Origin of the sequence: Aureimonas psammosilenae (genome assembly GCF_009176975.1) — a bacterium.
Taxonomy (GTDB): Bacteria; Pseudomonadota; Alphaproteobacteria; order Rhizobiales; family Rhizobiaceae; genus Plantimonas; species Plantimonas psammosilenae.
The window spans coordinates 102,863-122,639 of record NZ_WEZG01000006.1; the positions used below are offsets into that span (position 1 = coordinate 102,863).

Sequence of the window (19,777 nt, forward strand, 5' to 3'; positions counted from 1 at the left end):
TGCCGATGGCCGAAGACTGGAACGCCGCGCTTTATCTTCGCTACGCCGACGAGCGGACGCGCCCTGCCCGCGAGCTTCTGGCGCGCGTTCCCCTGGAGGCAGCGGCAAGAGTCGTGGATCTCGGCTGCGGGCCGGGCAACTCGACGGAACTTCTTCGAGAGCGCTTCCCGCAAGCGGCTTTGTCGGGGATCGACACGTCGGACGACATGCTGGCGGCGGCGAGGAAGCGCTTGCCTCATGCCCGTTTCGAGCGCGCCGACATCGCTGCCTTCGAACCCGATGAGCCCGCCGACCTTCTCTACGCCAACGCCGCGCTGCAATGGGTGCCGGATCACGCGACGCTGTTCCCGAAACTGTTGGAAAGGCTCGCGCCCGGCGGCGTCCTCGCCGTGCAGATGCCGGACAATCTGGACGAGCCCTCGCACCGCGCCATGCGGGAGGCGGCGTCGGACGGGCCATGGGCCGCACGTATCGGCCGGGCCGACGATGTTCGGGCGCGCATTCTGACAACGGAAGCCTATTACGACATCCTCGCGGCCAAGGGCGCCAAGGTGGACATCTGGCGCACGACCTATGGCCACGTGATGAAGGACGCTGCGGCCATCGTGGAATGGGTGAGCGCGACGGGCCTGCGCCCCTTTCTCGACCCTCTCGACGAAGCCGAGCGCCAAGCCTTCATCCGCGCTTATCTTGGGCGAATCGAGAAAGCCTATCCTCCGCGCGCCGATGGGACACGCCTTCTCCATTTCCCGCGCCTTTTCATCGTCGCGCAGAAGATCGGACGAGCCGCATGACGCCTGATGATTACGTTCTCGTTTCCGAAACGCCTTCCGTGGAGGATTACCTGCGCCTTCGCACCGTCCCGCCCTTGTCGCCCAAAACCGCCGAGGCGGCACGGCGGGGTCTCGCCAACACGCTCTTCGCCGTTGTCCTGCGGCATGAGGGCAAGGTGATCGGCATGGGCCGGGTGATCGGCGATGGCGGTTGCTTCTTCCAGATCGTCGACATGGCGGTGGAGCCGCCGCATCAGGGCCGGGGCCTCGGCAAGCGCATTTTCGGCGCCCTCGTTTCCTGGCTCGACGAGAACGCGCCGGACAGCGCCTATGTCAGCCTCATCGCCGATGGCGACGCCCGGCATCTCTACGCCAAGTTCGGCTTCGCCCCGGTGACGCCGAAATCCATCGGCATGGCGATGCGGATCGACGCCACGACGCGACGGGCCGCGGCATTTGCCGCCACGCCGGACTCATTCTAAGCTTGGGCCTCATGAGTGACATCGCCGCCCCCATCCGGCCGACGCGGATCGGCGCCCTCGCCAATCCGACGCGCTTTCTCGAGCTATCGGCCCGCGTCCAGCCCTTTCTCTACGGCCTTGCCGCCCTGGTGCTCCTCCCTGCGCTCTGGCTCGGGGCAAGCGCGCCAGCCGACTACCAGCAGGGCGAAACGGTGCGCATCATGTTCATCCACGTACCCTTCGCCTGGGTGGCGATGATGGCCTGGACGGCGATGGCGGCGTCCGGCCTCGGCACGCTCGTTTGGCGTCATCCGGTGGCGGACGTCGCCTTGAAGAGCGCCGCGCCGCTCGGCGCCACCTTCACGCTTCTCGCCATGGTGACGGGCTCCATCTGGGGCCGGCCGACCTGGGGCACGTGGTGGGAATGGGACGCGCGCCTGTCCAGCGTCTTCATCCTGTTCCTCATGTATCTCGGCATGATGGCGCTCGGCCGCGCCTTCGAGGACCCGGCGCGCTCCAGCCGCCCCGCCGCCGTCTTCGCCATCACCGGCTTCGTGATGATCCCGATCATCAAGTTCTCGGTGGAATGGTGGAACACGCTGCATCAGCCGGCCAGCGTGATGCGGATGGGCGGCCCGTCCATGCCGGCGGTCTACCTGACGCCGCTTCTCCTGTCCGGCCTCGGCTTCACGCTCCTGTTTCTCGCCTTTCATCTCACCGCCATGCGCACCGAGATCCTGAACCGGCGCATCCGGGCCTTGAAGCGGCTCGCCTTGGCGCGGGCGGAAGGGTGAGGCGGCTTCGATGAACGGGGGCGACTATTCCGCCTATGTCCTGTCGGCCTACGCCATTTCAGGCTTGGTGCTGGCACTCCTCGCGGCATGGATCTTCGCCGGCACGAGAGCCAAGCGCCGCGAGTTGAAGCGCCTGGAAGCCGGCGGCCATCGCCGCCGCTCGGCCGGAAAAACGCCGTGAGCGCCGAGTCGGGGGAACGGCGGCGGCCGTCCATCCTCGTCTTCCTGCCGCTCCTCGCCTTTGTGGGGCTGGCGGCCGTGTTCGCGACGCAGCTTCTGTCCGGCCACGATCCGGCGGCGATCCCGTCAGCCCTGATCGGCGCGCCGGCCCCCAAAACCGTCCTTGCCGCCCTTCCCGGTTCGCAGAAGCCGGGCCTCGATCTGACGGTGCCCGGCGACAAGCCGGTGCTCGTCAACGTCTTCGCTTCCTGGTGCGGGCCGTGCCGCGAGGAGCACCCGATCCTCATGGAACTGGCGAAGGACGCGCGTTTCAGCCTCGTCGGCATCAACTACAAGGACCGGCCGGACGCTGCCCTGTCCTTCCTGCAAGGCCTCGGCAACCCCTATGCCGCCATCGGCACGGACGAAGCCGGCCGCTCCACCATCGATTGGGGCGTCTACGGCGTTCCCGAAAGCTTCCTCGTCGGCACGGACGGGCGCATCCTGTGGAAGCAGACCGGACCGTTCGACAGGAGGGCGGTGGAAACGGGGCTGCTGCCGGCGCTGGAGAAGGCCGTCGCCAACTCGAAAACGCCGTGAGGAAGCGTTATGATAGCGGCATTCGATCGGAGGGAACCGCCATGGCGAAGACAGCATCGGTCCGGCTGACGGATCATGTCGAGCGTTTCATCGAGGAGCAGACCGCCTCCGGTCGCTACGCTTCCCTGCAAGAGGTCTTCGAGGCGGGAATCGAGCTTCTCGAACGCCGGGAACAGAACGACGACATCGACACGCTCGATTTCGGGCCGGCTCCCGTCTGGACGCGGGAGGCTCTGGAAGAGGCGATCCGCGAGGGCGAAGAAAGCGGCATCGCCGGGCCGTTCGATGTCGATGAACTCATTTCGGAATTGAAGCTCGAAAGGGAGACGCGCAAACGTTGAGCGAAGTCATCCTTCAAACGGCTGCGCGCCGCGATCTTGCGAACATCTTCTTCTACACGGCCGACCGCTTCGGCGAACCGCAGGCGGAGCGTTACCTGCGTGCGATCCGGGAAAGCTGCCAAGCTGTCCTCGACGGCCGGAAACCCGTTCGTCACGAGAATTTCTCTTCCCGGGAATGTACCTCTCACCTCAGCGGCAGCCACCGCATCTTCAGCCGCTTGGACGACAACGGCGACCTTTTGATCCTGCGCATCCTACATTCCCGGATGGATTTCGAACGCCATCTCTGAGCGCATGACCCTCGCCCCCTCCTTCTCCCTCCGCGTTCCGACAAGCGACGAGCACGAGCGCCGCATCTGCGACCATTGCGGCTTTGTCGATTATCAGAACCCGAAGATCGTGGTCGGCTCGGTGATCCGCCACGAGGGTATGGTGCTGCTCTGCCGCCGGGCGATCGAGCCGCGCTCCGGCTTCTGGACGATCCCAGCCGGCTACATGGAACTGAACGAAACGCCGGAAGGCGGCGCGGCGCGCGAGGCCTTCGAGGAGGCGGGCGCCCGGATTTCGATCTCACGCCTTCTGGCGATCTATTCCGTGCCGCGCATCAGCCAGGTGCAACTGATCTTCCGCGCGACGCTGGCCGATCCTCACCTCGCGCCGGGGCAGGAAACGCTGGAGCTGAAGCTCTTTCCCTTCGCCGACATCCCTTGGGACGAACTCGCCTTTCCGTCCGTTCATTGGGCGCTCCGCCAAGATGCGGAGGCAGAAGGCGGTGCGCCGCCGGTGCCTTTCAACAACCCGGAGGGCGACGCGGGCGACCGCCTCCCCTCCGGTGAGAAGCTCAGCGACGAGGACCTTTAGGAAGCGCGAGCCGCGTCCGTCGTGCGGCGGATTTCGGACACGAGGCTTGGATCGAGGTTCAACCGCGCGGCGAGAAGGTCGAGATAAGCGCGTTCGGCCGGATGATCCGGATCGATCGCCAGAAGCGAGGCCGTGTAGACTTCCACGGCCTCCTCGGACCCGCGAACCTCCGCCACCAGCGCGTCGATCGAAGCGGGCTTCCTCATCTCGTCCATGAGATAGCCCTTCTCCTCCGCGTCGAGCCCCGCTTGGTCGATGCGGCCGAAGATCGCTTCCTGCTCGGCCTGGTCGATATAGCCGTCGGCCTTGGCGGCGGCGATCATGGCGGACAGCATCAACCGCGCCCGCCGGTCCTCCTGGCCCTCTGGCAGGAAGGGCGTGCCGGCCGCCTGCGGCAGTTCACCGAATCCCTGGCTTGTCGCGGGGACGGAGGCATTGGCGGCGGGACTGCCGCGGTTCTGCTGGTAGGCCTGGAACGCCTTGTAGGCGAGCCCGGCGACAAGCGCGGCGGAGCCGTATCGGCCGGCCGAGCCACCCATCGACCCGAGCCCCTTGGCGCGGAAGAGCTTCGAGGCGAGCCCGCTCGCGAGCGCCGCCGAAACGACCGATCCGCCGGAGCCGCCTAAGAAACCGCCGCCCTGCCCCAATCCGCCTCCATGCGTGTTCGGGCGATGATGCCCCGACGAGGAATGCTGCGACCCGAGGAACTGGCCGAGAAGCTTTTGGACGTCGATCAAGTCTTTGTCTCCCACGATGGCGGTGTTCCGTCGCATATGGGAAGGAAAGCGGGCGACCGGTAGAGTTCAGTCGTTCTTCCCGAAGACGCGTTTGTCCGGTGTCCCGATCTCGTGCCGTTTCAAAAGCGGAATCTGGAACAACATGAAGGCCATGGTGATCGGCATCGTGCCCCAGACCTTGAAGTTCACCCAGAAGTTCTCGGAAAAGTTACGCCACACCACCTCGTTGATGACGGCGAGAACCACGAAGAACAGCCCCCAGCGAAGCGTGAGCTTGCGCCAGCCCTCGTCGTCCAGCTTGAAGGCGCCGTCGAAGACATAGCCGAGAAGCGGGCGGTTGAAGAGAAAGAGACCGCCGAGAAGGATCGTGGCGAAGATGCCGTTGACGATGGTGGGCTTCATCTTAATGAAGACGTCGTTCTGCAGCCAGAGCGTCAAGCCGCCGAAAAGCACCACGAAGACGCCCGAGACGAGCGGCATGATCGGCAGGGTGCGCGTCAGCGTCCACGACACGGCGAGCGCGACGACGGTCGCCACCATGAACAGGGCGGTGGCGATGAAGATCGGCCCGCCGAGCGAGGCCAACGCCGGAAAATGCGAGGCGAGCCATTCGCCGCGATAATTGGCGAAGAAGAAGACGAGGAGGGGCCCCAGTTCCAGCGCGAATTTGAGGCCCGGCTTCAAAGCCGGGCGCTCGGGAGAATTCGGCTTGGCCTCGATGATGCGTTCGGTCATGGCGCTGTCCTTTGATTCCGCCCTTGCCAGGGCAAGTCGACGGAATTCAGGCCGTCGCGGGCGCGGTGCCGGCGATCGCCTCTGCGAAATCGCGGGCGCGGAAGGGCTCCAGATCGTCGATCCCCTCGCCGACGCCGATGAAATAGACCGGCAGCTTATGCTTGGCCGCGATGGCGACCAGAATGCCGCCGCGCGCCGTGCCGTCGAGCTTGGTCATCACGAGGCCGTTGACGCCCGCGACGTTGCGGAAGATCTCGACCTGGGAAAGCGCGTTCTGGCCCGTGGTCGCATCCAGCGTCTGGAGCACCGTATGGGGCGCGTCCGGGTCGCGCTTGTTGAGGACGCGCACGATCTTGGCCAGCTCGTCCATCAGCTCGGTGCGGTTCTGGAGCCGGCCCGCCGTGTCGATGATGAGAATGTCGGAGCCGTTGGCGACCGCCTCGTCATAGGCTTCGAAGGCAAGGCCCGCCGCGTCGGCGCCGATGGCTTTCGCGATCACCGGCGAATTGGTGCGCTCGCCCCAGATCCTGAGCTGCTCGATGGCGGCGGCGCGGAAGGTGTCGCCGGCGCAGAGCGTCACCTTCAGCCCGGCCGCCGTGAGTTTCGCCGTCAGCTTGCCGATCGTGGTGGTCTTGCCGGTACCGTTGACGCCGACCACGAGAACGACATGCGGCTTCTTTTCCAGATCCAGTTCCAGCGGCAGGGCGACGGGATGGAGGACGGCCTCGACTTCGGAAGCCAGAATCGCGCGCACCTCGGCCCCCGACACTTCCTTGCCGAAGCGGCCTTGGGACAGGCGGCCGGTGATCCGCATCGCGGTTTCCACCCCGAGATCGGCCTGGATCAAGACATCCTCGAAGTCCTGCAGCGTTTCCTCGTCGAGCTTGCGCTTGGAGAAAAGCGAGGTGATGGAGGCCGACAATTGCCCGGACGAGCGCTGAAGGCCGGCGCGCATCCGCTCGATGAATCTCTGACGGACGACGGGCGCGGGAAGCGGAGCTTCGGCCGCCGCGTCGTCGCGAAGGCGAAAGCCCGCTTCGCCGGTGGAGGTGCGGGGACCGGCCTCGCGCGGGGCGGGCGCATCGAGGAAGGAGAAGTCGGCTTGGCGATCCTCTTCCTCCGGGGGAAGCGGCGCGTCGGCATCGAGCCAGGAGAACTCGTCGCGCTTGTCGCGGGTCACGAAAGGCTGGGGCGCGAGTGCGCTTTCCACCGTCAGCGGCGGCGGAGCGTAGGGTGCTTCTTCCGGTTCGGAAAGCTCTTCCGGCGCGGCATCGGCGATGGGCTCGTGCGCGACCGGTTCATCGACAGGCTTCGATTCGTCCAGCCAGGAAAAGTCGCTGGCCGGTTCCGGCGCGTTCGGGTCGAGCCAAGCGGGCTCTTCGCTCGCGACTTCGGGTTCCGGCTCGGGCTCGGTTGTCGGGACGGCAGGCCCCTCTTCCGGGAGAGGCTCGGGCGGCAAGGGTTCGGGGCTCGGTTCGGCGGCGGCAGCGCCCGGTTCGGGCGCGGGCTCCTCGACGGCAACCGGCCGCTCGTTCTCCGCGGCACTTGCCGGCGGCGCGTCGAAGGGGTCGGCCGCGCCGGACTGCGGCAACGGGGCTTCGGCGCTGGCGATGGTCTCGGCTTCGAGCGGACGGGCTTCCTCCACCGGCGCGGGCGTCTCTTCCAGCGGGCGTGGCGGCTCGTCGGCCGGTCGCGTTTCGGCGCGGTTCGTACCGAAGGAGAAGATGCGGCGGAAGAAGCCCTCAGCCATGAACGCTCGCTTTCAACGGAATGGCGAGGAGACGCCGGTTGTCATGGCCATCCATCCACGCCCCGACCACCGTTCCCGGTTCGCCGAAGGGCATGTGGACGGGGGTGAAATCGGGCAGCCGGCCGCGCCCGCCGTTCTCGACGAGGATGGCGGCGGCCCTGCCGGTTCGGGCGGAAAGGTGCTTCTGGAGCGCCGCATCGGCCGCTGCTCGAAGACGCGCCGCCCGTTCCTTCACGAGCGCCGGCGACACGGGCGGCATGCGCGCGGCGGGCGTGCCTTGGCGCGCGCTGAAGGGAAAGACATGGACGAAGGAAAGGCCGCAATCCTCCACGAGGGCGGCCGTGTTCTCGGCCATCGCATCGGTTTCGGTGGGGAAGCCGGCGATGAGATCCGCGCCGAAAGCGATGTCCGGCCGGCGGGCGCGCATCTCGGCGCAGAAACGAACGGCGTCGTCGCGATTGTGCCGGCGCTTCATGCGCTTCAGCACCATGTCGTCGCCCGATTGCAGCGACAGGTGGAGATGGGGCATCAGCCGCGCCTCCCCCGCCACCGCGTCGAGAAGCGCCTCGTCGGCTTCCACGCTGTCGATGGAGGACAGGCGCAGGCGCTGGAGATCGGGCACATGCCGCAGGATCGCCTGGACGAGCGCGCCGAGCTTGGGGGCCCCCGGCAGGTCCGCGCCGTAGCTGGTGAGGTCGACGCCCGACAGGACGACCTCGGCGCAGCCCTCGCCCACAAGGCGGCGGATGCCCTCCACCACCGCGCCCATCGGCACGGAGCGCGAATTGCCCCTGCCATAGGGGATGATGCAGAAGGTGCAGCGATGGTCGCAGCCGTTCTGCACCTCGACCACGGCGCGCGTTCGCCCGTCCACCACTTCGGCGATGTGCGGCGCGGTCTCGCGAATGGAGGAGATGTCGTCGACGCGGATCTTCTCTTCCGCCGCGAGGCCGAAATCCGGCAGGCCGCGATAGGATTGCGCTACGCGCTTTTCGGCATTGCCGAGAACGAGATCGACTTCCGGCATTGCCGCGAACTCGGCCGGGGAAACCTGCGCTGCGCAGCCGGAAAGGACCACGAGCGCATCCGGATGGTCGCGCTTGGCCCGGCGCACGGCGCGCTTGGCGTCGCGCACCGCCTCTCCCGTCACCGCGCAGGAATTGACGAGGATCGCCCGGCGCCCCTCTCCCAAACCCGCTTCCTCGGCGGCGCGCTTCATCGCGGCACCTTCGATGCCGTTCAACCGGCAGCCGAAGGAAACGACCTCGACGCCGCTCATGTCGGAACCGTTTCGGAATCGCGCCTGAAATCACCCGTTTCGGGATCGAGCCGGCCGGACCATTCCCATTCGGCTGGACCCGTCATCACGACATGATCGTCGTCCCGCCATTCGAGGAGAAGCTCGCCGCCGGCCGGAACGGTGATGCGAACCTCACGCTCCGTTCGCCCGGTGCGGGCCGCCGCGACCGCCGCGGCGCAGGCGGCCGAGCCGCAGGCGCCGGTGAGGCCCGCGCCGCGCTCCCAGGTGCGAAGGTCGAGCGTGTCCGGCGCGGTCACCCGCGCGACCGAGATATTGGCGCGCTCGGGAAAGATCGGATGGTTTTCGAGAATCGGCCCGAAGCGGTCCAGCGCATAGGACCAGACGTCGTCCTTCACCCAGAAGATCGCGTGCGGGTTGCCCATCGACACGACGGAGGGCGAATGCAGCACCGGCGCGTCGATCGGCCCGATCTGGAGTTCGATGGCGCGGGTGTCGTGAAAGGGCTCCGCCAAGGGGATGTCGGCCCAACCGAGGCGCGGCGGCCCCATATCGACCGAGATCAGGCCGTTCTCGCGCTCCTGCGCCAGAAGCAGGCCGGCTTTCGTCTCGAAGGTGAAGCTTCGCCGCCCCGTCTCGGATGCGAGAGCCTGGACGACGCAGCGCGTGCCGTTGCCGCAAGCGCCAGCTTCCGTGCCGTCGCAATTGACGATGCGGATAAAGGCGTCCGTCCCATGCGAGATGGGATCGTGGATCGCCATGATCTGATCGAAGTGCGTCTGGGCCCGTCCGGCGAGCGCGATCGCGGCGGCGGGCTGGATGCGTTTGCCCGTGCCGCGCAGGTCCACGACCAGGATCTCGTTGCCGAGCCCGTTCATGCGCGCGAAGGGAACGCCGTGGAAAGCTGCGCTTGCGGAAGCCATGCGGGCTATATGGCCGATCGCCCCTCCGAATGCCAGCGGGGCCCTACTTCGCCAGCCCCTTCATGCCGCCTTCGCCCACGTGCCGGCCGCTCGCGCGGTTGAGAAGCACGGTGACGCCCCAAAGCGCGACACCGATGGCGAGGAGCACGCCGGCAATGGCGTATTGCACCGGATCGCGCCCCGTCCATGGCCCGACGAGGAAGGCGCAGCAAAGCGCGCCGAGGATGGGCAGGAAGGTCGGCGTGCGGAAATGCTGGTGGTCGACGGGATCGCGGCGCAGCACCAGAACCGCGACATTCACCACGGTGAAGACGCAAAGAAGAAGAAGCGCCGTCGTGGCTCCCAGTTGGCGCACTCCGCCGACGAAGGTGATGAGGCCGAAGGCGAGAAGCGTCGTGAAGAGGATCGCGACCCAAGGCGTGCGCCGGCCGGCATGGACCTTGCCGAGAACCGGCGGCAGCACCCGCTCGCGGCTCATGCCGTAGATGAGGCGGCTCGCCATCAGCATGTTGATAAGCGCGGTGTTGGCGACGGCGAACATGGTGATGAGGCCGAAGACCCAAAGCGGAAAGCCCGGCGCGCCGGCCGAGACGACCTTCAGGAGCGGCGTCTCGCCTTCGCCGAGTTCGTTCGCCGGCACGAGCGCGACGGCAGTGATCGACACGAGCACATAGATGACAAGGGTGAGGCCGAGGCCGGTCAGGAGCACTTTCGGGAAGATGCTGTGCGGGTCCTTGCACTCTTCCGCCATGTTCACCGAGTCCTCGAAGCCGACCATCGCGAAGAAGGCGAGCGTCGCGCCGGTGACCACCGACCAGAACATGCCCTTCTCGGCATTCGGCTGGAACTCGAAAGCTCTTGAGAAATCGCCGTTGCCGAGCCCCAGCGCCCAAAGCCCGATGGCGATGATGATGAGAAGGCCGGTGAGCTCCACCACGGTCAGGACGACGTTGACCTTCACGCTTTCGCCGACGCCCCGGAAGTTGATCGCGGCGAGGATGGCCATGAAGGCGAGCGCCACGACGGTCACGCCGACCGTGCCTTCGAGGCCGAGATCGAAGGCAGTGGAGAAGTTGGCGGCAAAGGCCCGCGAGGCGGTGGCCGCCGAGGTGATGCCGGAGCACATCACCGCGAAGGCGACGATGAAGGTGACGAAGTGGATGCCGAAGGCCTTGTGCGTATAGAGCGCGGCGCCGGCCGCCTGCGGATATTTCGTGACGAGTTCGAGATAGGAGAAGGCGGTCATCAGCGCGACCGCGAAGGCCACCACGAAGGGCAGCCAGACGACGCCACCGACTTCCTTGGCCACCTGCCCCGTCAGGGCGTAGATGCCGGTGCCGAGGATATCGCCGACGATGAAGAGAAGCAGCAGCCAGGGGCCCATGACGCGCACGAGGCTCGGCTCGCCCGCCCGGCCCTCGTCGGTCCCGACCTCCGTCGCACTCGCCATGGCTTCAACTCCCAACCGCTTGCCACCTATGGAATTGCGGCAGAGTGGAGGCAGGACAAGGGCGAAGGCCGGTTTTACGTCATGATGGCGCGGGTTCGTGCACCGTGGGGGCGACGGTCTCCGGGGTCTCGTGGAGCTCCGGCGGCATCGGTGCATCGATCCGCATCGGCAGCTCCGTGACAAAGCCGGGCGGCGCCGCGCGAAAGCGCTCAAACGACAGGTTCCAGCGCCCGAGCGCGGCCTGGAGGCGTTTGGGCGGATCGCCGACCTCCTCGTCGGTCAGTTGGAACGTGCCCCAATGGCTGCCGAGGGAAAATTCGGCGCCGAGGAACAGCGCGCCCCGCACCGCCTCGTCCGGGTCCTGGTGCTGCGGGCGCATGACGGAGCGCGGCGCATAAGCGCCGATCGGGATCACCGCGAGCTTCGGCGGGCCGTAGCGTTCCCGCGCGGCCCGGTAGTTCCGCCCGCCGAAGAAGCCGGTATCGCCGATATGGTAGACGAGGCCGGCGGGCGTTTCGAAGACGAAGCTCGCCCAAAGCGTCATGCGCCGGTCTAAGACGCCGCGCGCCGACCAGTGATGCGTCGGATCGAGCGTCACCGCGACGTGATCGTTGAGGGAAACGCGGTCGAACCAGTCATGCGCGGAAACGCTCGCGTCCTTGCGCCAGCTTTGCAGAAGCACGTCGCAACCGAGCGGTACGACGAAACGCGGGGCGAAGCGGTCTTGGAGGCGCTCCAGCGTTTCGCGGTCCATGTGGTCGTAATGCGAATGGGTGACGCAGACGACGTGGATGTCCGGCAGATCGTCGAAGGCGACGCCCGGCTCGTTGTGACGTTGCGGCCCGAGACGGGACGGACAGCGCTCGGAAAAGATCGGATCGACCAGGATGTTGAGACCGCCGGTCTGGTAGAGGAAGCTCGCGTGTCCGATGGCGAGAACGCGCAAGGCATCGCCCGAAACCGCCGCCGGCGGCTTGTCGCGCGGGACCGAGTGATCGACACGCGGGGCCCACTTCTCGCGCCCGCCGCTAAACTGCCAGCGCAGGATCGAGCCGAGATTCGCCGGCATCTCGCCGCCCGGATTGAAGAAGCGGTGCCCGTCGAAATGGTCGGATGGCGGGCCGGAAAAATAAGGGTTGCGGAACGGTTTCACGCCGTCGGCTCGACCTTGTAGCGCAGCCAGACCGCGCCGCCGTCCAGCACTTCGTGGGACTCGAGCGCAAGCCCCCGCACCCCGGCCGTCGCACCTTCCATCTCGTCACTTGAGTCGAACACGGCCGGCGCGCCCTTCGCTCCATCGACCGCCGGGCAGACGACGAGGCTGATCTCGTCCACGAGGCCGGCGCGCAGGAACGAGCCGTTGACCCCGCCCCCGCCTTCCAGAAGAAGGCGCTTCACCCCGAGCGCGGCCTCCAGCTTGGCGAGGAGAAGCGCGAGGTCGATCTCGTCCTTGCCCGCGAAGAGATAGCCGACCCCGTCGCTGCGAAGCCCGGCGAGGTGGGCGTCGGACACGTCTTCCGTCAACACCACGACGATCGGATCGCCGCCGATATCGGCCCGGCCCCAGGCGATCTTACCGGCCGCGTCGAGAACGACGCCGTAAGCGTCCGCACCGCGCTTCGGCAGGTGATCCTCACGGGCGAAGCCGACGCCCTCGCCCTTGGGATAGGGCTCGCTCCGCTTGGCGAATTCCTGCCCCGTCACGCGGCCCACGACCCAGGCGTCGCCGCCGAGCTTGTCGTGGATCGTCTCGAACAGATCGGACGCCGCATCGGCATTCGGCCGCCAGCGCTCGTGCAGGATGCGCCCGTCGATGCTGGACACCATGTGGCAAAGGACGTGGGGCTTCATGGGCGAGGCGTCTTCCTGATGCTCGGATACATGGATGGCGAACTAGGGCGCCCGGAACGGACAAGGATACGGCGCGGCGACAAGCCTCGCGCCAGCGGCGGGAGCGAGCCTCTTGGCCGTCGGGTCTTTTCGGGGTGAGGCCATGGATAGCGGGATCGGCCAGAACGTATCGGGCGGCAACGTCGTCGCCTTTCCGTCACGCTTTTCCCCGCGCCATCCGCTCGACGCGGAAGCGGCCCGGCGCTTGCGCCGCAGCGGCTACGAGGAATGGGCGGCCCGCGAAAAGGCGACGGGCGTGCCGATGCCGGCCTCGATGCGCTATCTCAAGATGCAGATCGAGTTCGCCGCCGAGCGTCTGAAGCTGCTCGATCCACTGCCGGAGGACTTTCGCGCCGACATCTTCTGGCCGGCATGAAAAAAGCGCGGGAAGCGACGCCCGCGCCTCGTTCGATCATTGGATGTCAGGCGGCCTGACGGTTGACCTTGGACTCGGCCATGGAGGTCAGCTTCTGGTCGGTCGCCTTTTCCTCGTCGAGATTCTGCTGAAGGACGCTGGCGCAGTCGGCGCGGCCGAGCTGCTTGGCCCAGGCGATCAGCGTGCCGTAGCGGGTGATCTCGTAATGCTCCACGGCCTGCGCGGAGGCGACCAGCGCGGCGTCCAGAACTTCCTTGTCGGCGATCTCGCCGGCCAGTTCGTTGGTTTCCTTGATGATGCCGTCGATCGCCGGGCAGGTGACGGCCTTCACTTTCTGGCCATGCATCTCGAACACCTGTTCAAGACGCTTGATCTGGTTTTCGGTCTCGCGGAGGTGGATTTCGAAGCCCTGCTTCAACAGCGGATCGGTCGCCTTCTCGATCATCTTCGGCAGCGCCTTGGTGATCTGGTTCTCGGCGTAGTAGATGTCCTGAAGCGTGTGAACGAAGAGATCGTCCAGCGTCTTCACGTCCTTGGAAAAGAGGCCCATCGAGGTTTCTCCCTGCTCGGATCGTCCGGTCGGAACGGTTGCACCGGGGACCGGCCTCGGCCGGCCCCGTTCATCCCTCCCCGAATGCCGAAACGCGGAAGAAGGTTTCCGACAAACTTGCGCGCCCGCCCTTCCCTCGTCGCCCGGCTTACGGCCGGTCGGCGGAAAGATCGAGGATCGGCTCGAAGCCGCCATAGATCATGCGCTGGCCATCGAAAGGCATGGTCTTCATCGCGTCCGCCTTCATCCGGGGATCGTCCATGACTTTCGGATGCGCCTGGGTCCGCTTTTCCTTGGAGGGCCATTCGATCCAGGAAAAGACCACCACTTCCCCTTCCTCGGCCTTCACCGCGCCGCGAAAGTCGGTCACCTTGCCGTTCGGCACGTCATCTCCCCAGCATTCGACCATGCGCAAGGCGCCATAATCGCGAAAGACCTCCCAGGCTCGCTCGGCCATCTCCCGATAGGCCTGCCGGTTGGCTTCTGGCACCGCGACCACGAATCCGTCCATGTAGCTCATCGCTTCTCTCCTCCTCCACGGGCTTCGGGGTTTGATGGGCCATCGCGTTGGCGGCGGCCTCGACATCCATCCACATGACTTCCCAGATGTGGCCGTCCGGGTCCTCGTAGGAGCGGCCGTACATGAAGCCGAAATCCTGCGTCGGCGTCGGATCGGGGTCGCCGCCAGCGGCCGCAGCCTCTGCCACGGCAGCGTCCACGGCCTCGCGGTTGTCCATCGACACGCAAAGGAGGACCTCGCTGACCCGCCGCGCATCCGCGATCTCCTTCGAGGTGAACTGCCGGTACTTCTCGTGCGTCAAAAGCATCACGTGGATCACGTCGGACACCACCATGCAAGCAGCGGTGTCGTCGGAAAATTGCGGATTGCGCGTCGCGCCGATGCCCTCGTAGAAGGCGATCGAGCGCTTCAGATCGGCGACCGGCAGATTGACGAAGATCAGCTTGGGCATGACTGCGGCTCCTCCTCGCATGGCTTATCGCGCCATGTCCTTCTTGCCCGCATGATGTCACGACGAACCGGAGCCTTGAAGCGTGGGAAGACGCGCTGAAGGGCCGGATCACCGTATTAACGTTAGGTAAGTTGTAAGGCGGCGAAGGGACGCCGACCACTCCGGTCGTCTCTTATTTGACTTGCAGGCGAATTTCGTGCTTTAGCCCCGCACAAACCGCGACATCATTGTCCGCGAGCCACCGACCGGGTCCCTGTCGTCAACAAAATGTTGAACCAGCCGCCCGGAGGTCACCATCCGCCAGCGAGTATCGCCCGCGGATGCGGTTCCGCTTTGTCTGTTGCGGTGTTTCTCTTGTGCGTTCGGCGGTTCGTGGCCACGTCCCGCCGATCAGCGCAAGAACCAAAGGCGGAACTTGATGTTCGACTCGCTCCAGGATCGGCTAGGCTCGATCCTCAACAACCTGACCGGACGCGGTGCGCTGTCCGACAACGACGTGGCCGCGGCGCTGCGCGAGGTGCGCCGCGCGCTGCTCGAAGCCGACGTCGCGCTCGAAGTCGTGCGCTCCTTCACGGACCGGGTGCGCGAGAAGGCGGTCGGCGCGGCGATCGTGAAATCGGTGAAGCCCGGCCAGATGGTGGTCAAGATCGTCCATGACGAGCTGGTCAGCCTGCTCGGCTCCGATCAGGTGGCGATCGATCTCAACGCCCCCGCCCCCGTCACCATCATGATGGTCGGCCTTCAGGGCTCGGGCAAGACCACGACCTCCGCCAAGATCGCCAAGCGCCTCACCGAACGGCAGCGCAAGCGCGTCCTGATGGCCTCGCTCGACACGAGGCGGCCCGCCGCGCAGGAGCAGCTCCGCATTCTCGGCGAGCAGGTCTCCGTCGCGACGCTTCCCATCGTCGCCGGCCAGGGCCCGACCGAGATCGCCAGCCGCGCCGCCCAGGCCGCCAAGCTCGGCGGCTACGACGTCCTCATCCTCGACACCGCCGGGCGCACCCATATCGACGAGCCCTTGATGGCCGAGATGGCCGAGATCAAGGCGCGCTCGGCCCCGCACGAGATCCTTCTCGTCGCCGATAGCTTGACCGGCCAGGACGCGGTGAATCTTGCCCGCTCCTTCGACGACCGCGTCGGAATTTCGGGTATCGTCCTCACCCGCGTCGACGGCGACGGGCGCGGCGGCGCGGCGCTTTCCATGCGCGCCGTCACCGGCAAGCCGATCAAGCTGATCGGTGTGGGCGAGAAGATGGACGCGCTGGAGGAATTCTTCCCCGCACGCATCGCCGACCGCATTCTCGGCATGGGCGACATCGTTTCCCTCGTGGAGCGCGCCGCCGAAACCATCGACGCGGAAAAAGCCGCGGCGATGGCCAAGAAGATGCAGTCGGGCAAGTTCGACCTGAACGATCTGGCGCAGCAGATCGGCCAGATGCAGAAGATGGGCGGCATGGGCGGCCTGATGGGCATGATGCCCGGCATGGCGAAGATGAAGGACCAGATCTCCGCCGCCGGGCTCGACGACAAGCTGCTCAAGCGCCAGCTCGCCATCATCTCCTCCATGACGGCGAAGGAGCGGGCCAATCCCGACCTCCTGAAGCATAGCCGCAAGAAGCGCATCGCGGCGGGTTCGGGCACGGACGCGGCCGACATCAACAAGCTTCTCAAGATGCACCGCCAGATGGCCGACATGATGAAGTCCATGTCCGGCAAGGGCGGCAAGGGCGCCGGCATCATGGGCAAGCTGATGGGGGGCCTCGGCTCCAAGATGGGTCTCCCACCCGGCATGGGCGGCGGCGGAATGCCGGACCTGTCGAAGCTCGACCCCAAGCAGCTCGAAGACATCGCCAAGATGGCCGAAGCGCGCGGCCTGCCAGGTTTGCCCAAGGGCGGCCTGCCGCCTGGCCTCGGCGGCCCTGGCGGTTTGCCGGGCCTCGGCAACGGCTTTCCCGGTCTGCCGGGCAAGAAGAGATAGGCCGGCCCCGCGCCGGTCTCGCAACACCCCGAACACAACACTTGAAGACAGATAGGAAGCCTTAGAAATGTCCCTGAAGATCCGCCTCGCCCGCGCCGGCTCCAAGAAGCGCCCCTACTACCACGTCGTCGTCGCCGATGCCCGCAGCCCCCGAGATGGCCGCTTCATCGAGACGGTCGGTTCCTGGAACCCGATGCTGCCGAAGGACGCCGAGCGCGTGACGCTGAAGGCCGACCGTCTTCAGCATTGGCTCGGCGTCGGCGCGCAGCCGACCGACCGCGTCCTGCGCTTCCTCGACAAGGCCGGTCTTGCCACCCGCGAGACCAAGAGCAACCCGACCAAGGGCGAGCCCGGCAAGAAGGCGCAGGAGCGCGTCGCCGAGCGCCAGAAGCGCGCTGAAGACGCCGCCGCCAAGGCTGCCGAGGCCGCCGCTTCGGCCGAGTAATCGGTTCTTTCTTGCCGAACATCTTGCGGACGGCGCCTTCGGGCGCCGTTTGCTTTTGCGGGGCCGCCGCTTGACGGGGCTCGGCGATGCCGGGCACTACGCCTTTCCATCCAAAAACCTCAGCCGGATCTCGACGCCCTTGGCCGACACCGCACCTTCCCATCCCGTTCTTCTCGGCATCGTCGGCGGCGCGCATGGGCTGAAGGGCGAATGCCGCGTGTCATCCTTCACCGCCGAACCGCAGGATCTCGGCGCCTATGGCCCGCTCTTCGACAAGCGCGGCGCGCGCTACACCGTCCTGTCCGCCCGCATTCAGAAGAACGTCGTGGTGGTCCGCTTCGAGGAAGTGCGCGACCGCGACCAAGCCGAGCGCCTGAACGGCACCGAGCTTTTCGTGGACCGCTCCAGCCTGCCGGAAGACGAGGAGGACGACGACTTCTATATCGCCGACCTCGTTGGTCTTCAGGTCGTGACGGTGGCGGGCGAGGCCGTCGGAACGGTGGTGGCCGTACATGATTTCGGCGCAGGCGACATTCTGGAGATCGCCCCCGAGCGTGGGCAGAGCGTGATGATCCCCTTCTCCGAAGCCGCCGTGCCGGAGGTCGATCTGGATGGGGAGCGCATCGTGGTGGAGCCCGTCGCGGCAGGCCTCGTCGAGGCCAAGCCGGAGCCCGGCGAGGACGGAGCCCCGACCCGATGAGCTTTCGCGCCTCCGTCGTGACGCTTTATCCGGAAATGTTTCCGGGCCCGCTTGGGCTCTCGCTCGCCGGTAAAGCTCTGACGCGCGGCGACTGGCAGCTCCAAACCACGCATATCCGCGAGTTCGGCACCGGGCGGCATCGGATGGTGGACGACACGCCGTCCGGCGGGGGCGCCGGCATGGTGTTGCGCGCCGATGTTTTGTCCAGCGCCATCGACGCCGCCTCGCCGGCGGGCGATTCGCGCCCGCGCCTCCTGATGAGCCCGCGAGGGCGTCCGCTTCGGCAGGCCGAAGTGCGCGAATGGGCCGCCGGGCCGGGCCTCGTCCTCGTTTGTGGGCGATTCGAAGGCGTCGACGAGCGAGTGATCGAGGGCCGGAACCTTCAAGAGGTATCGATCGGCGATTACGTTTTGTCGGGCGGCGAGATGGCGGCTCTCACCCTTCTCGACGCCGTGGTGCGCCTTCTTCCGGGCGTCATGGGCAACCAGGAATCCGGGAACACCGAAAGCTTCGAGAACGACCTTCTCGAACACCCGCACTACACGCGGCCCGTTTCTTGGGAAGGGCGCGAAATCCCGCCTGTCCTGTCTTCGGGCGACCATGGCGCGATCGCGAAATGGCGCAAGGCCGAGGCCGAGCGGCTGACGCGCGACCGCCGGCCGGATCTTCTCAACCGCTCCTGAGGAAAAGGCCGGCCAGCCGACCTTGACTACAGACTTATCAAGCGTTCTTGGCTTGACCGACTTCGATCTGGCGCGGCGTTCCCGCCAGAACGCGGGGACGTCAGTCGATGGCCGATCGCGAGGATCGGGCGCTCGATGAGAAGGTGTATGACAACCGCACCGACCACCGCCACGCCAAACGCCGCCAAAGTCGCGAGGGCCGCACCCCATCCGTCCGACGCGAGCCGCAACGCAGCGACGACTTTCACGGTGCCGTGGATCAGAACGGGATGGAACAGGTAGAGTGCATAGCTCGCAGCTCCCAAAAGAAGCACGCTGGAAGCTTGGAGCCGAAGGTTTGCATTTTCCAGGATCACGGCGCCCGCCACCAGCGAAAACGCCGGGATACCGAAGAAGAGGTAGCGCAGCCCTTCGGGCTCGAGCATCTCGTCGTGAAAGTAGAAGGACATCGCGAGCGGAGCGAATAGGCCGAGGATGACCAGCACCGTGCCGAGCGGAACGCTGCGGAAAACAGCCTCGTCGCCGAAGCGCAGAAAGAGAACCGCGAAGGCGGCGCCGAAGAGGAATTCCAGAATGATCTTGCTTTGAACGAAGGAAACGAAAAAGGCCGACGATTCAACAACGAAACCGGACAGGACAAGCAAGCCGAAAACAGCGGTCAGCGTGCAAAGCGATTTCGTCAGCGAGCGTTGAAAGAAGGTCAACGCGAAGGCGATATAGAAGAACAGTTCGTACATCAGCGTCCAGCCGAGCGACAGAACAAGATCCTGTCGCCCATCCGGAAAGACACCGGGAATAAAGAACAACGATTTGACGAACAACTCGGTATCGAGATAATTCAACCCGTTCGGGTGAAATCCCAAAAGATAGAATGGCAGCAGAAAGAAGGTCGCCAGCCAGTAAAGCGGCATGATGCGGATCACGCGATTCAGCATGAACTGATCGGCCCGCTTGTTGAGCTTCGCGTTCGTAAAGAACATGATGAAGCCCGAGATTACGAAGAAGACATCGACACCATAGGCGCCGTAGCTATTGTCCAGACTGGTGCCAAAATTGTCGTTCAACACCGCCTGAAGATGATAATATACTACGATGATGGCGGCGAATGCGCGAAGACCTTGGAGATTGGCGATCTGATTTCGCATGACGATCCAGCGCAACGCGATTGAGAGGTCAAATCTTCCCATCCGCCGCGAGGAGTCGGCAGAACCGGAAGCGTGAAATCGTTCGAGAAGCGCAACGATCGAATGTTCCGCTCGGTAAGCTGGATGTAATACCAGACCATATTCGACAGTCAACCACATTCCGGACTTTAGGTTACCGAAACAAGGCTTGATGCACG

24 protein-coding genes and 1 pseudogene are annotated in these 19,777 nt (G+C 65.8%); 13 read left to right on the top strand and 12 right to left on the bottom strand.

Translation table 11 applies throughout. The features are described 5' to 3' along the window. Positions 1-5: 5 nt before the first annotated feature. The 8 genes from tam to F9929_RS12775 are packed head-to-tail and all read left to right on the top strand — an operon-like array spanning position 6 to position 3,989. A complete protein-coding gene (gene tam / locus F9929_RS12740; protein ID WP_152046962.1) occupies positions 6-794 on the top strand; it encodes a trans-aconitate 2-methyltransferase in 789 nt (262 codons plus the stop codon). After that, entirely contained in the window at positions 791-1,255 is a 465-nt protein-coding gene (locus tag F9929_RS12745; RefSeq protein WP_152046963.1) for a GNAT family N-acetyltransferase, read from the top strand. The genes tam and F9929_RS12745 overlap by 4 nt, the downstream gene beginning before the upstream one ends. A gap of 11 nt (positions 1,256-1,266) precedes the next feature. Then, positions 1,267-2,028 (top strand): heme ABC transporter permease, encoded by a 762-nt coding sequence (locus F9929_RS12750; RefSeq protein WP_152046964.1) that lies wholly within the window; start codon positions 1,267-1,269, stop codon positions 2,026-2,028. A gap of 10 nt (positions 2,029-2,038) precedes the next feature. Continuing rightward, positions 2,039-2,209 carry a heme exporter protein CcmD gene (ccmD, locus tag F9929_RS24450; protein WP_152046965.1) on the top strand — a complete coding sequence of 57 codons (171 nt, stop codon included), beginning with the start codon at positions 2,039-2,041 and terminating at the stop codon, positions 2,207-2,209. After that, positions 2,206-2,787, top strand: coding sequence for a DsbE family thiol:disulfide interchange protein (locus tag F9929_RS12760; RefSeq protein WP_235919249.1), 582 nt, complete (start codon positions 2,206-2,208; stop codon positions 2,785-2,787). The genes ccmD and F9929_RS12760 overlap by 4 nt, the downstream gene beginning before the upstream one ends. 41 nt (positions 2,788-2,828) lie before the next feature. Further along, positions 2,829-3,128, top strand: a complete 300-nt coding sequence (locus tag F9929_RS12765; protein ID WP_152046967.1) for a type II toxin-antitoxin system ParD family antitoxin — start codon at positions 2,829-2,831, stop codon at positions 3,126-3,128. After that, positions 3,125-3,418 (top strand): type II toxin-antitoxin system RelE/ParE family toxin, encoded by a 294-nt coding sequence (locus tag F9929_RS12770; RefSeq protein WP_193227742.1) that lies wholly within the window; start codon positions 3,125-3,127, stop codon positions 3,416-3,418. The genes F9929_RS12765 and F9929_RS12770 overlap by 4 nt, the downstream gene beginning before the upstream one ends. Positions 3,419-3,422: 4 nt before the next feature. Further along, the gene (locus F9929_RS12775) at positions 3,423-3,989 is read left to right on the top strand and encodes an NUDIX hydrolase (RefSeq protein WP_152046969.1); all 567 of its coding nucleotides are present in this window, start codon (positions 3,423-3,425) and stop codon (positions 3,987-3,989) included. On the opposite strand, the gene F9929_RS12780 is transcribed toward F9929_RS12775, so the two are convergent. The 8 genes from F9929_RS12780 to F9929_RS12815 all read right to left on the bottom strand — a co-directional run bounded on the left by F9929_RS12780 (position 3,986) and on the right by F9929_RS12815 (position 12,693). Then, a complete protein-coding gene (locus F9929_RS12780) occupies positions 3,986-4,726 on the bottom strand; it encodes a tellurite resistance TerB family protein (RefSeq protein ID WP_152046970.1) in 741 nt (246 codons plus the stop codon). The genes F9929_RS12775 and F9929_RS12780 overlap by 4 nt on opposite strands. Positions 4,727-4,792: 66 nt before the next feature. Then, positions 4,793-5,461, bottom strand: a complete 669-nt coding sequence (locus F9929_RS12785) for a septation protein A (protein ID WP_152046971.1) — start codon at positions 5,459-5,461, stop codon at positions 4,793-4,795. Positions 5,462-5,507: 46 nt separating this feature from the next. Then, positions 5,508-7,211, bottom strand: coding sequence for a signal recognition particle-docking protein FtsY (ftsY, locus tag F9929_RS12790; protein WP_152046972.1), 1,704 nt, complete (start codon positions 7,209-7,211; stop codon positions 5,508-5,510). Continuing rightward, entirely contained in the window at positions 7,204-8,490 is a 1,287-nt protein-coding gene (gene mtaB / locus F9929_RS12795) for a tRNA (N(6)-L-threonylcarbamoyladenosine(37)-C(2))-methylthiotransferase MtaB (RefSeq protein WP_152046973.1), read from the bottom strand. The genes ftsY and mtaB overlap by 8 nt, the downstream gene beginning before the upstream one ends. Next, on the bottom strand, positions 8,487-9,392 hold the full coding sequence (dapF, locus tag F9929_RS12800; RefSeq protein ID WP_152046974.1) for a diaminopimelate epimerase: 906 nt from the start codon (positions 9,390-9,392) through the stop codon (positions 8,487-8,489). The genes mtaB and dapF overlap by 4 nt, the downstream gene beginning before the upstream one ends. A gap of 43 nt (positions 9,393-9,435) precedes the next feature. Continuing rightward, complete coding sequence (locus F9929_RS12805; protein WP_235919250.1) at positions 9,436-10,842, bottom strand: APC family permease; 1,407 nt, start codon at positions 10,840-10,842, stop codon at positions 9,436-9,438. A 79-nt stretch (positions 10,843-10,921) separates the two neighbouring features. After that, positions 10,922-11,995, bottom strand: a complete 1,074-nt coding sequence (locus F9929_RS12810; protein ID WP_235919252.1) for an MBL fold metallo-hydrolase — start codon at positions 11,993-11,995, stop codon at positions 10,922-10,924. Beyond that, entirely contained in the window at positions 11,992-12,693 is a 702-nt protein-coding gene (locus tag F9929_RS12815) for a dihydrofolate reductase family protein (RefSeq protein WP_152046975.1), read from the bottom strand. Before F9929_RS12815 ends, F9929_RS12810 begins: the two co-directional genes overlap by 4 nt. 142 nt (positions 12,694-12,835) lie before the next feature. On the opposite strand from F9929_RS12815, the gene F9929_RS12820 reads away from it, so the two are divergent. Further along, on the top strand, positions 12,836-13,108 hold the full coding sequence (locus tag F9929_RS12820; protein WP_152046976.1) for a hypothetical protein: 273 nt from the start codon (positions 12,836-12,838) through the stop codon (positions 13,106-13,108). A gap of 46 nt (positions 13,109-13,154) precedes the next feature. Here F9929_RS12820 and F9929_RS12825 read toward each other — a convergent pair whose 3' ends face one another. The 3 genes and pseudogenes from F9929_RS12825 to F9929_RS12835 all read right to left on the bottom strand — a co-directional run. Continuing rightward, positions 13,155-13,658 carry a YciE/YciF ferroxidase family protein gene (locus F9929_RS12825; RefSeq protein ID WP_152046977.1) on the bottom strand — a complete coding sequence of 168 codons (504 nt, stop codon included), beginning with the start codon at positions 13,656-13,658 and terminating at the stop codon, positions 13,155-13,157. Positions 13,659-13,806: 148 nt separating this feature from the next. Continuing rightward, a complete protein-coding gene (locus tag F9929_RS12830) occupies positions 13,807-14,244 on the bottom strand; it encodes a DUF1428 domain-containing protein (protein ID WP_328595991.1) in 438 nt (145 codons plus the stop codon). Continuing rightward, positions 14,222-14,629 (bottom strand): annotated as a pseudogene (locus F9929_RS12835) (VOC family protein); the annotation flags it as partial. The pseudogene F9929_RS12835 and the gene F9929_RS12830, both read right to left, overlap by 23 nt. A 418-nt stretch (positions 14,630-15,047) precedes the next feature. On the opposite strand from F9929_RS12835, the gene ffh reads away from it, so the two are divergent. The 4 genes from ffh (at position 15,048) to trmD (ending at position 18,435) form a co-directional block, all read left to right on the top strand. Next, on the top strand, positions 15,048-16,607 hold the full coding sequence (gene ffh / locus F9929_RS12840) for a signal recognition particle protein (protein ID WP_152046979.1): 1,560 nt from the start codon (positions 15,048-15,050) through the stop codon (positions 16,605-16,607). Positions 16,608-16,674: 67 nt separating this feature from the next. Then, positions 16,675-17,052, top strand: a complete 378-nt coding sequence (rpsP, locus tag F9929_RS12845; RefSeq protein WP_152046980.1) for a 30S ribosomal protein S16 — start codon at positions 16,675-16,677, stop codon at positions 17,050-17,052. 139 nt (positions 17,053-17,191) lie between these two features. Continuing rightward, the gene (rimM, locus tag F9929_RS12850) at positions 17,192-17,752 is read left to right on the top strand and encodes a ribosome maturation factor RimM (RefSeq protein WP_152047117.1); all 561 of its coding nucleotides are present in this window, start codon (positions 17,192-17,194) and stop codon (positions 17,750-17,752) included. Further along, positions 17,749-18,435, top strand: coding sequence for a tRNA (guanosine(37)-N1)-methyltransferase TrmD (trmD, locus tag F9929_RS12855; protein WP_152046981.1), 687 nt, complete (start codon positions 17,749-17,751; stop codon positions 18,433-18,435). The genes rimM and trmD overlap by 4 nt, the downstream gene beginning before the upstream one ends. A 26-nt stretch (positions 18,436-18,461) precedes the next feature. On the opposite strand, the gene F9929_RS12860 is transcribed toward trmD, so the two are convergent. Beyond that, positions 18,462-19,733 carry an acyltransferase family protein gene (locus F9929_RS12860; protein ID WP_193227743.1) on the bottom strand — a complete coding sequence of 424 codons (1,272 nt, stop codon included), beginning with the start codon at positions 19,731-19,733 and terminating at the stop codon, positions 18,462-18,464. Positions 19,734-19,777: the final 44 nt, after the last annotated feature.

Bases quoted from the DNA above. Each gene is read 5' to 3' on its own strand.
- tam (WP_152046962.1), top strand. From the start codon at position 6: ATGGCCGAAGACTGGAACGCCGCGCTTTATCTTCGCTACGCCGACGAG.
- F9929_RS12745 (WP_152046963.1), top strand. From the start codon at position 791: ATGACGCCTGATGATTACGTTCTCGTTTCCGAAACGCCTTCCGTGGAG.
- F9929_RS12750 (WP_152046964.1), top strand. From the start codon at position 1,267: ATGAGTGACATCGCCGCCCCCATCCGGCCGACGCGGATCGGCGCCCTC.
- ccmD (WP_152046965.1), top strand. From the start codon at position 2,039: ATGAACGGGGGCGACTATTCCGCCTATGTCCTGTCGGCCTACGCCATT.
- F9929_RS12765 (WP_152046967.1), top strand. From the start codon at position 2,829: ATGGCGAAGACAGCATCGGTCCGGCTGACGGATCATGTCGAGCGTTTC.
- F9929_RS12775 (WP_152046969.1), top strand. From the start codon at position 3,423: ATGACCCTCGCCCCCTCCTTCTCCCTCCGCGTTCCGACAAGCGACGAG.
- F9929_RS12785 (WP_152046971.1), bottom strand. From the start codon at position 5,461: ATGACCGAACGCATCATCGAGGCCAAGCCGAATTCTCCCGAGCGCCCG.
- ftsY (WP_152046972.1), bottom strand. From the start codon at position 7,211: ATGGCTGAGGGCTTCTTCCGCCGCATCTTCTCCTTCGGTACGAACCGC.
- mtaB (WP_152046973.1), bottom strand. From the start codon at position 8,490: ATGAGCGGCGTCGAGGTCGTTTCCTTCGGCTGCCGGTTGAACGGCATC.
- dapF (WP_152046974.1), bottom strand. From the start codon at position 9,392: ATGGCTTCCGCAAGCGCAGCTTTCCACGGCGTTCCCTTCGCGCGCATG.
- F9929_RS12805 (WP_235919250.1), bottom strand. From the start codon at position 10,842: ATGGCGAGTGCGACGGAGGTCGGGACCGACGAGGGCCGGGCGGGCGAG.
- F9929_RS12815 (WP_152046975.1), bottom strand. From the start codon at position 12,693: ATGAAGCCCCACGTCCTTTGCCACATGGTGTCCAGCATCGACGGGCGC.
- F9929_RS12820 (WP_152046976.1), top strand. From the start codon at position 12,836: ATGGATAGCGGGATCGGCCAGAACGTATCGGGCGGCAACGTCGTCGCC.
- F9929_RS12825 (WP_152046977.1), bottom strand. From the start codon at position 13,658: ATGGGCCTCTTTTCCAAGGACGTGAAGACGCTGGACGATCTCTTCGTT.
- F9929_RS12830 (WP_328595991.1), bottom strand. From the start codon at position 14,244: ATGTCGAGGCCGCCGCCAACGCGATGGCCCATCAAACCCCGAAGCCCG.
- ffh (WP_152046979.1), top strand. From the start codon at position 15,048: ATGTTCGACTCGCTCCAGGATCGGCTAGGCTCGATCCTCAACAACCTG.
- rpsP (WP_152046980.1), top strand. From the start codon at position 16,675: ATGTCCCTGAAGATCCGCCTCGCCCGCGCCGGCTCCAAGAAGCGCCCC.
- trmD (WP_152046981.1), top strand. From the start codon at position 17,749: ATGAGCTTTCGCGCCTCCGTCGTGACGCTTTATCCGGAAATGTTTCCG.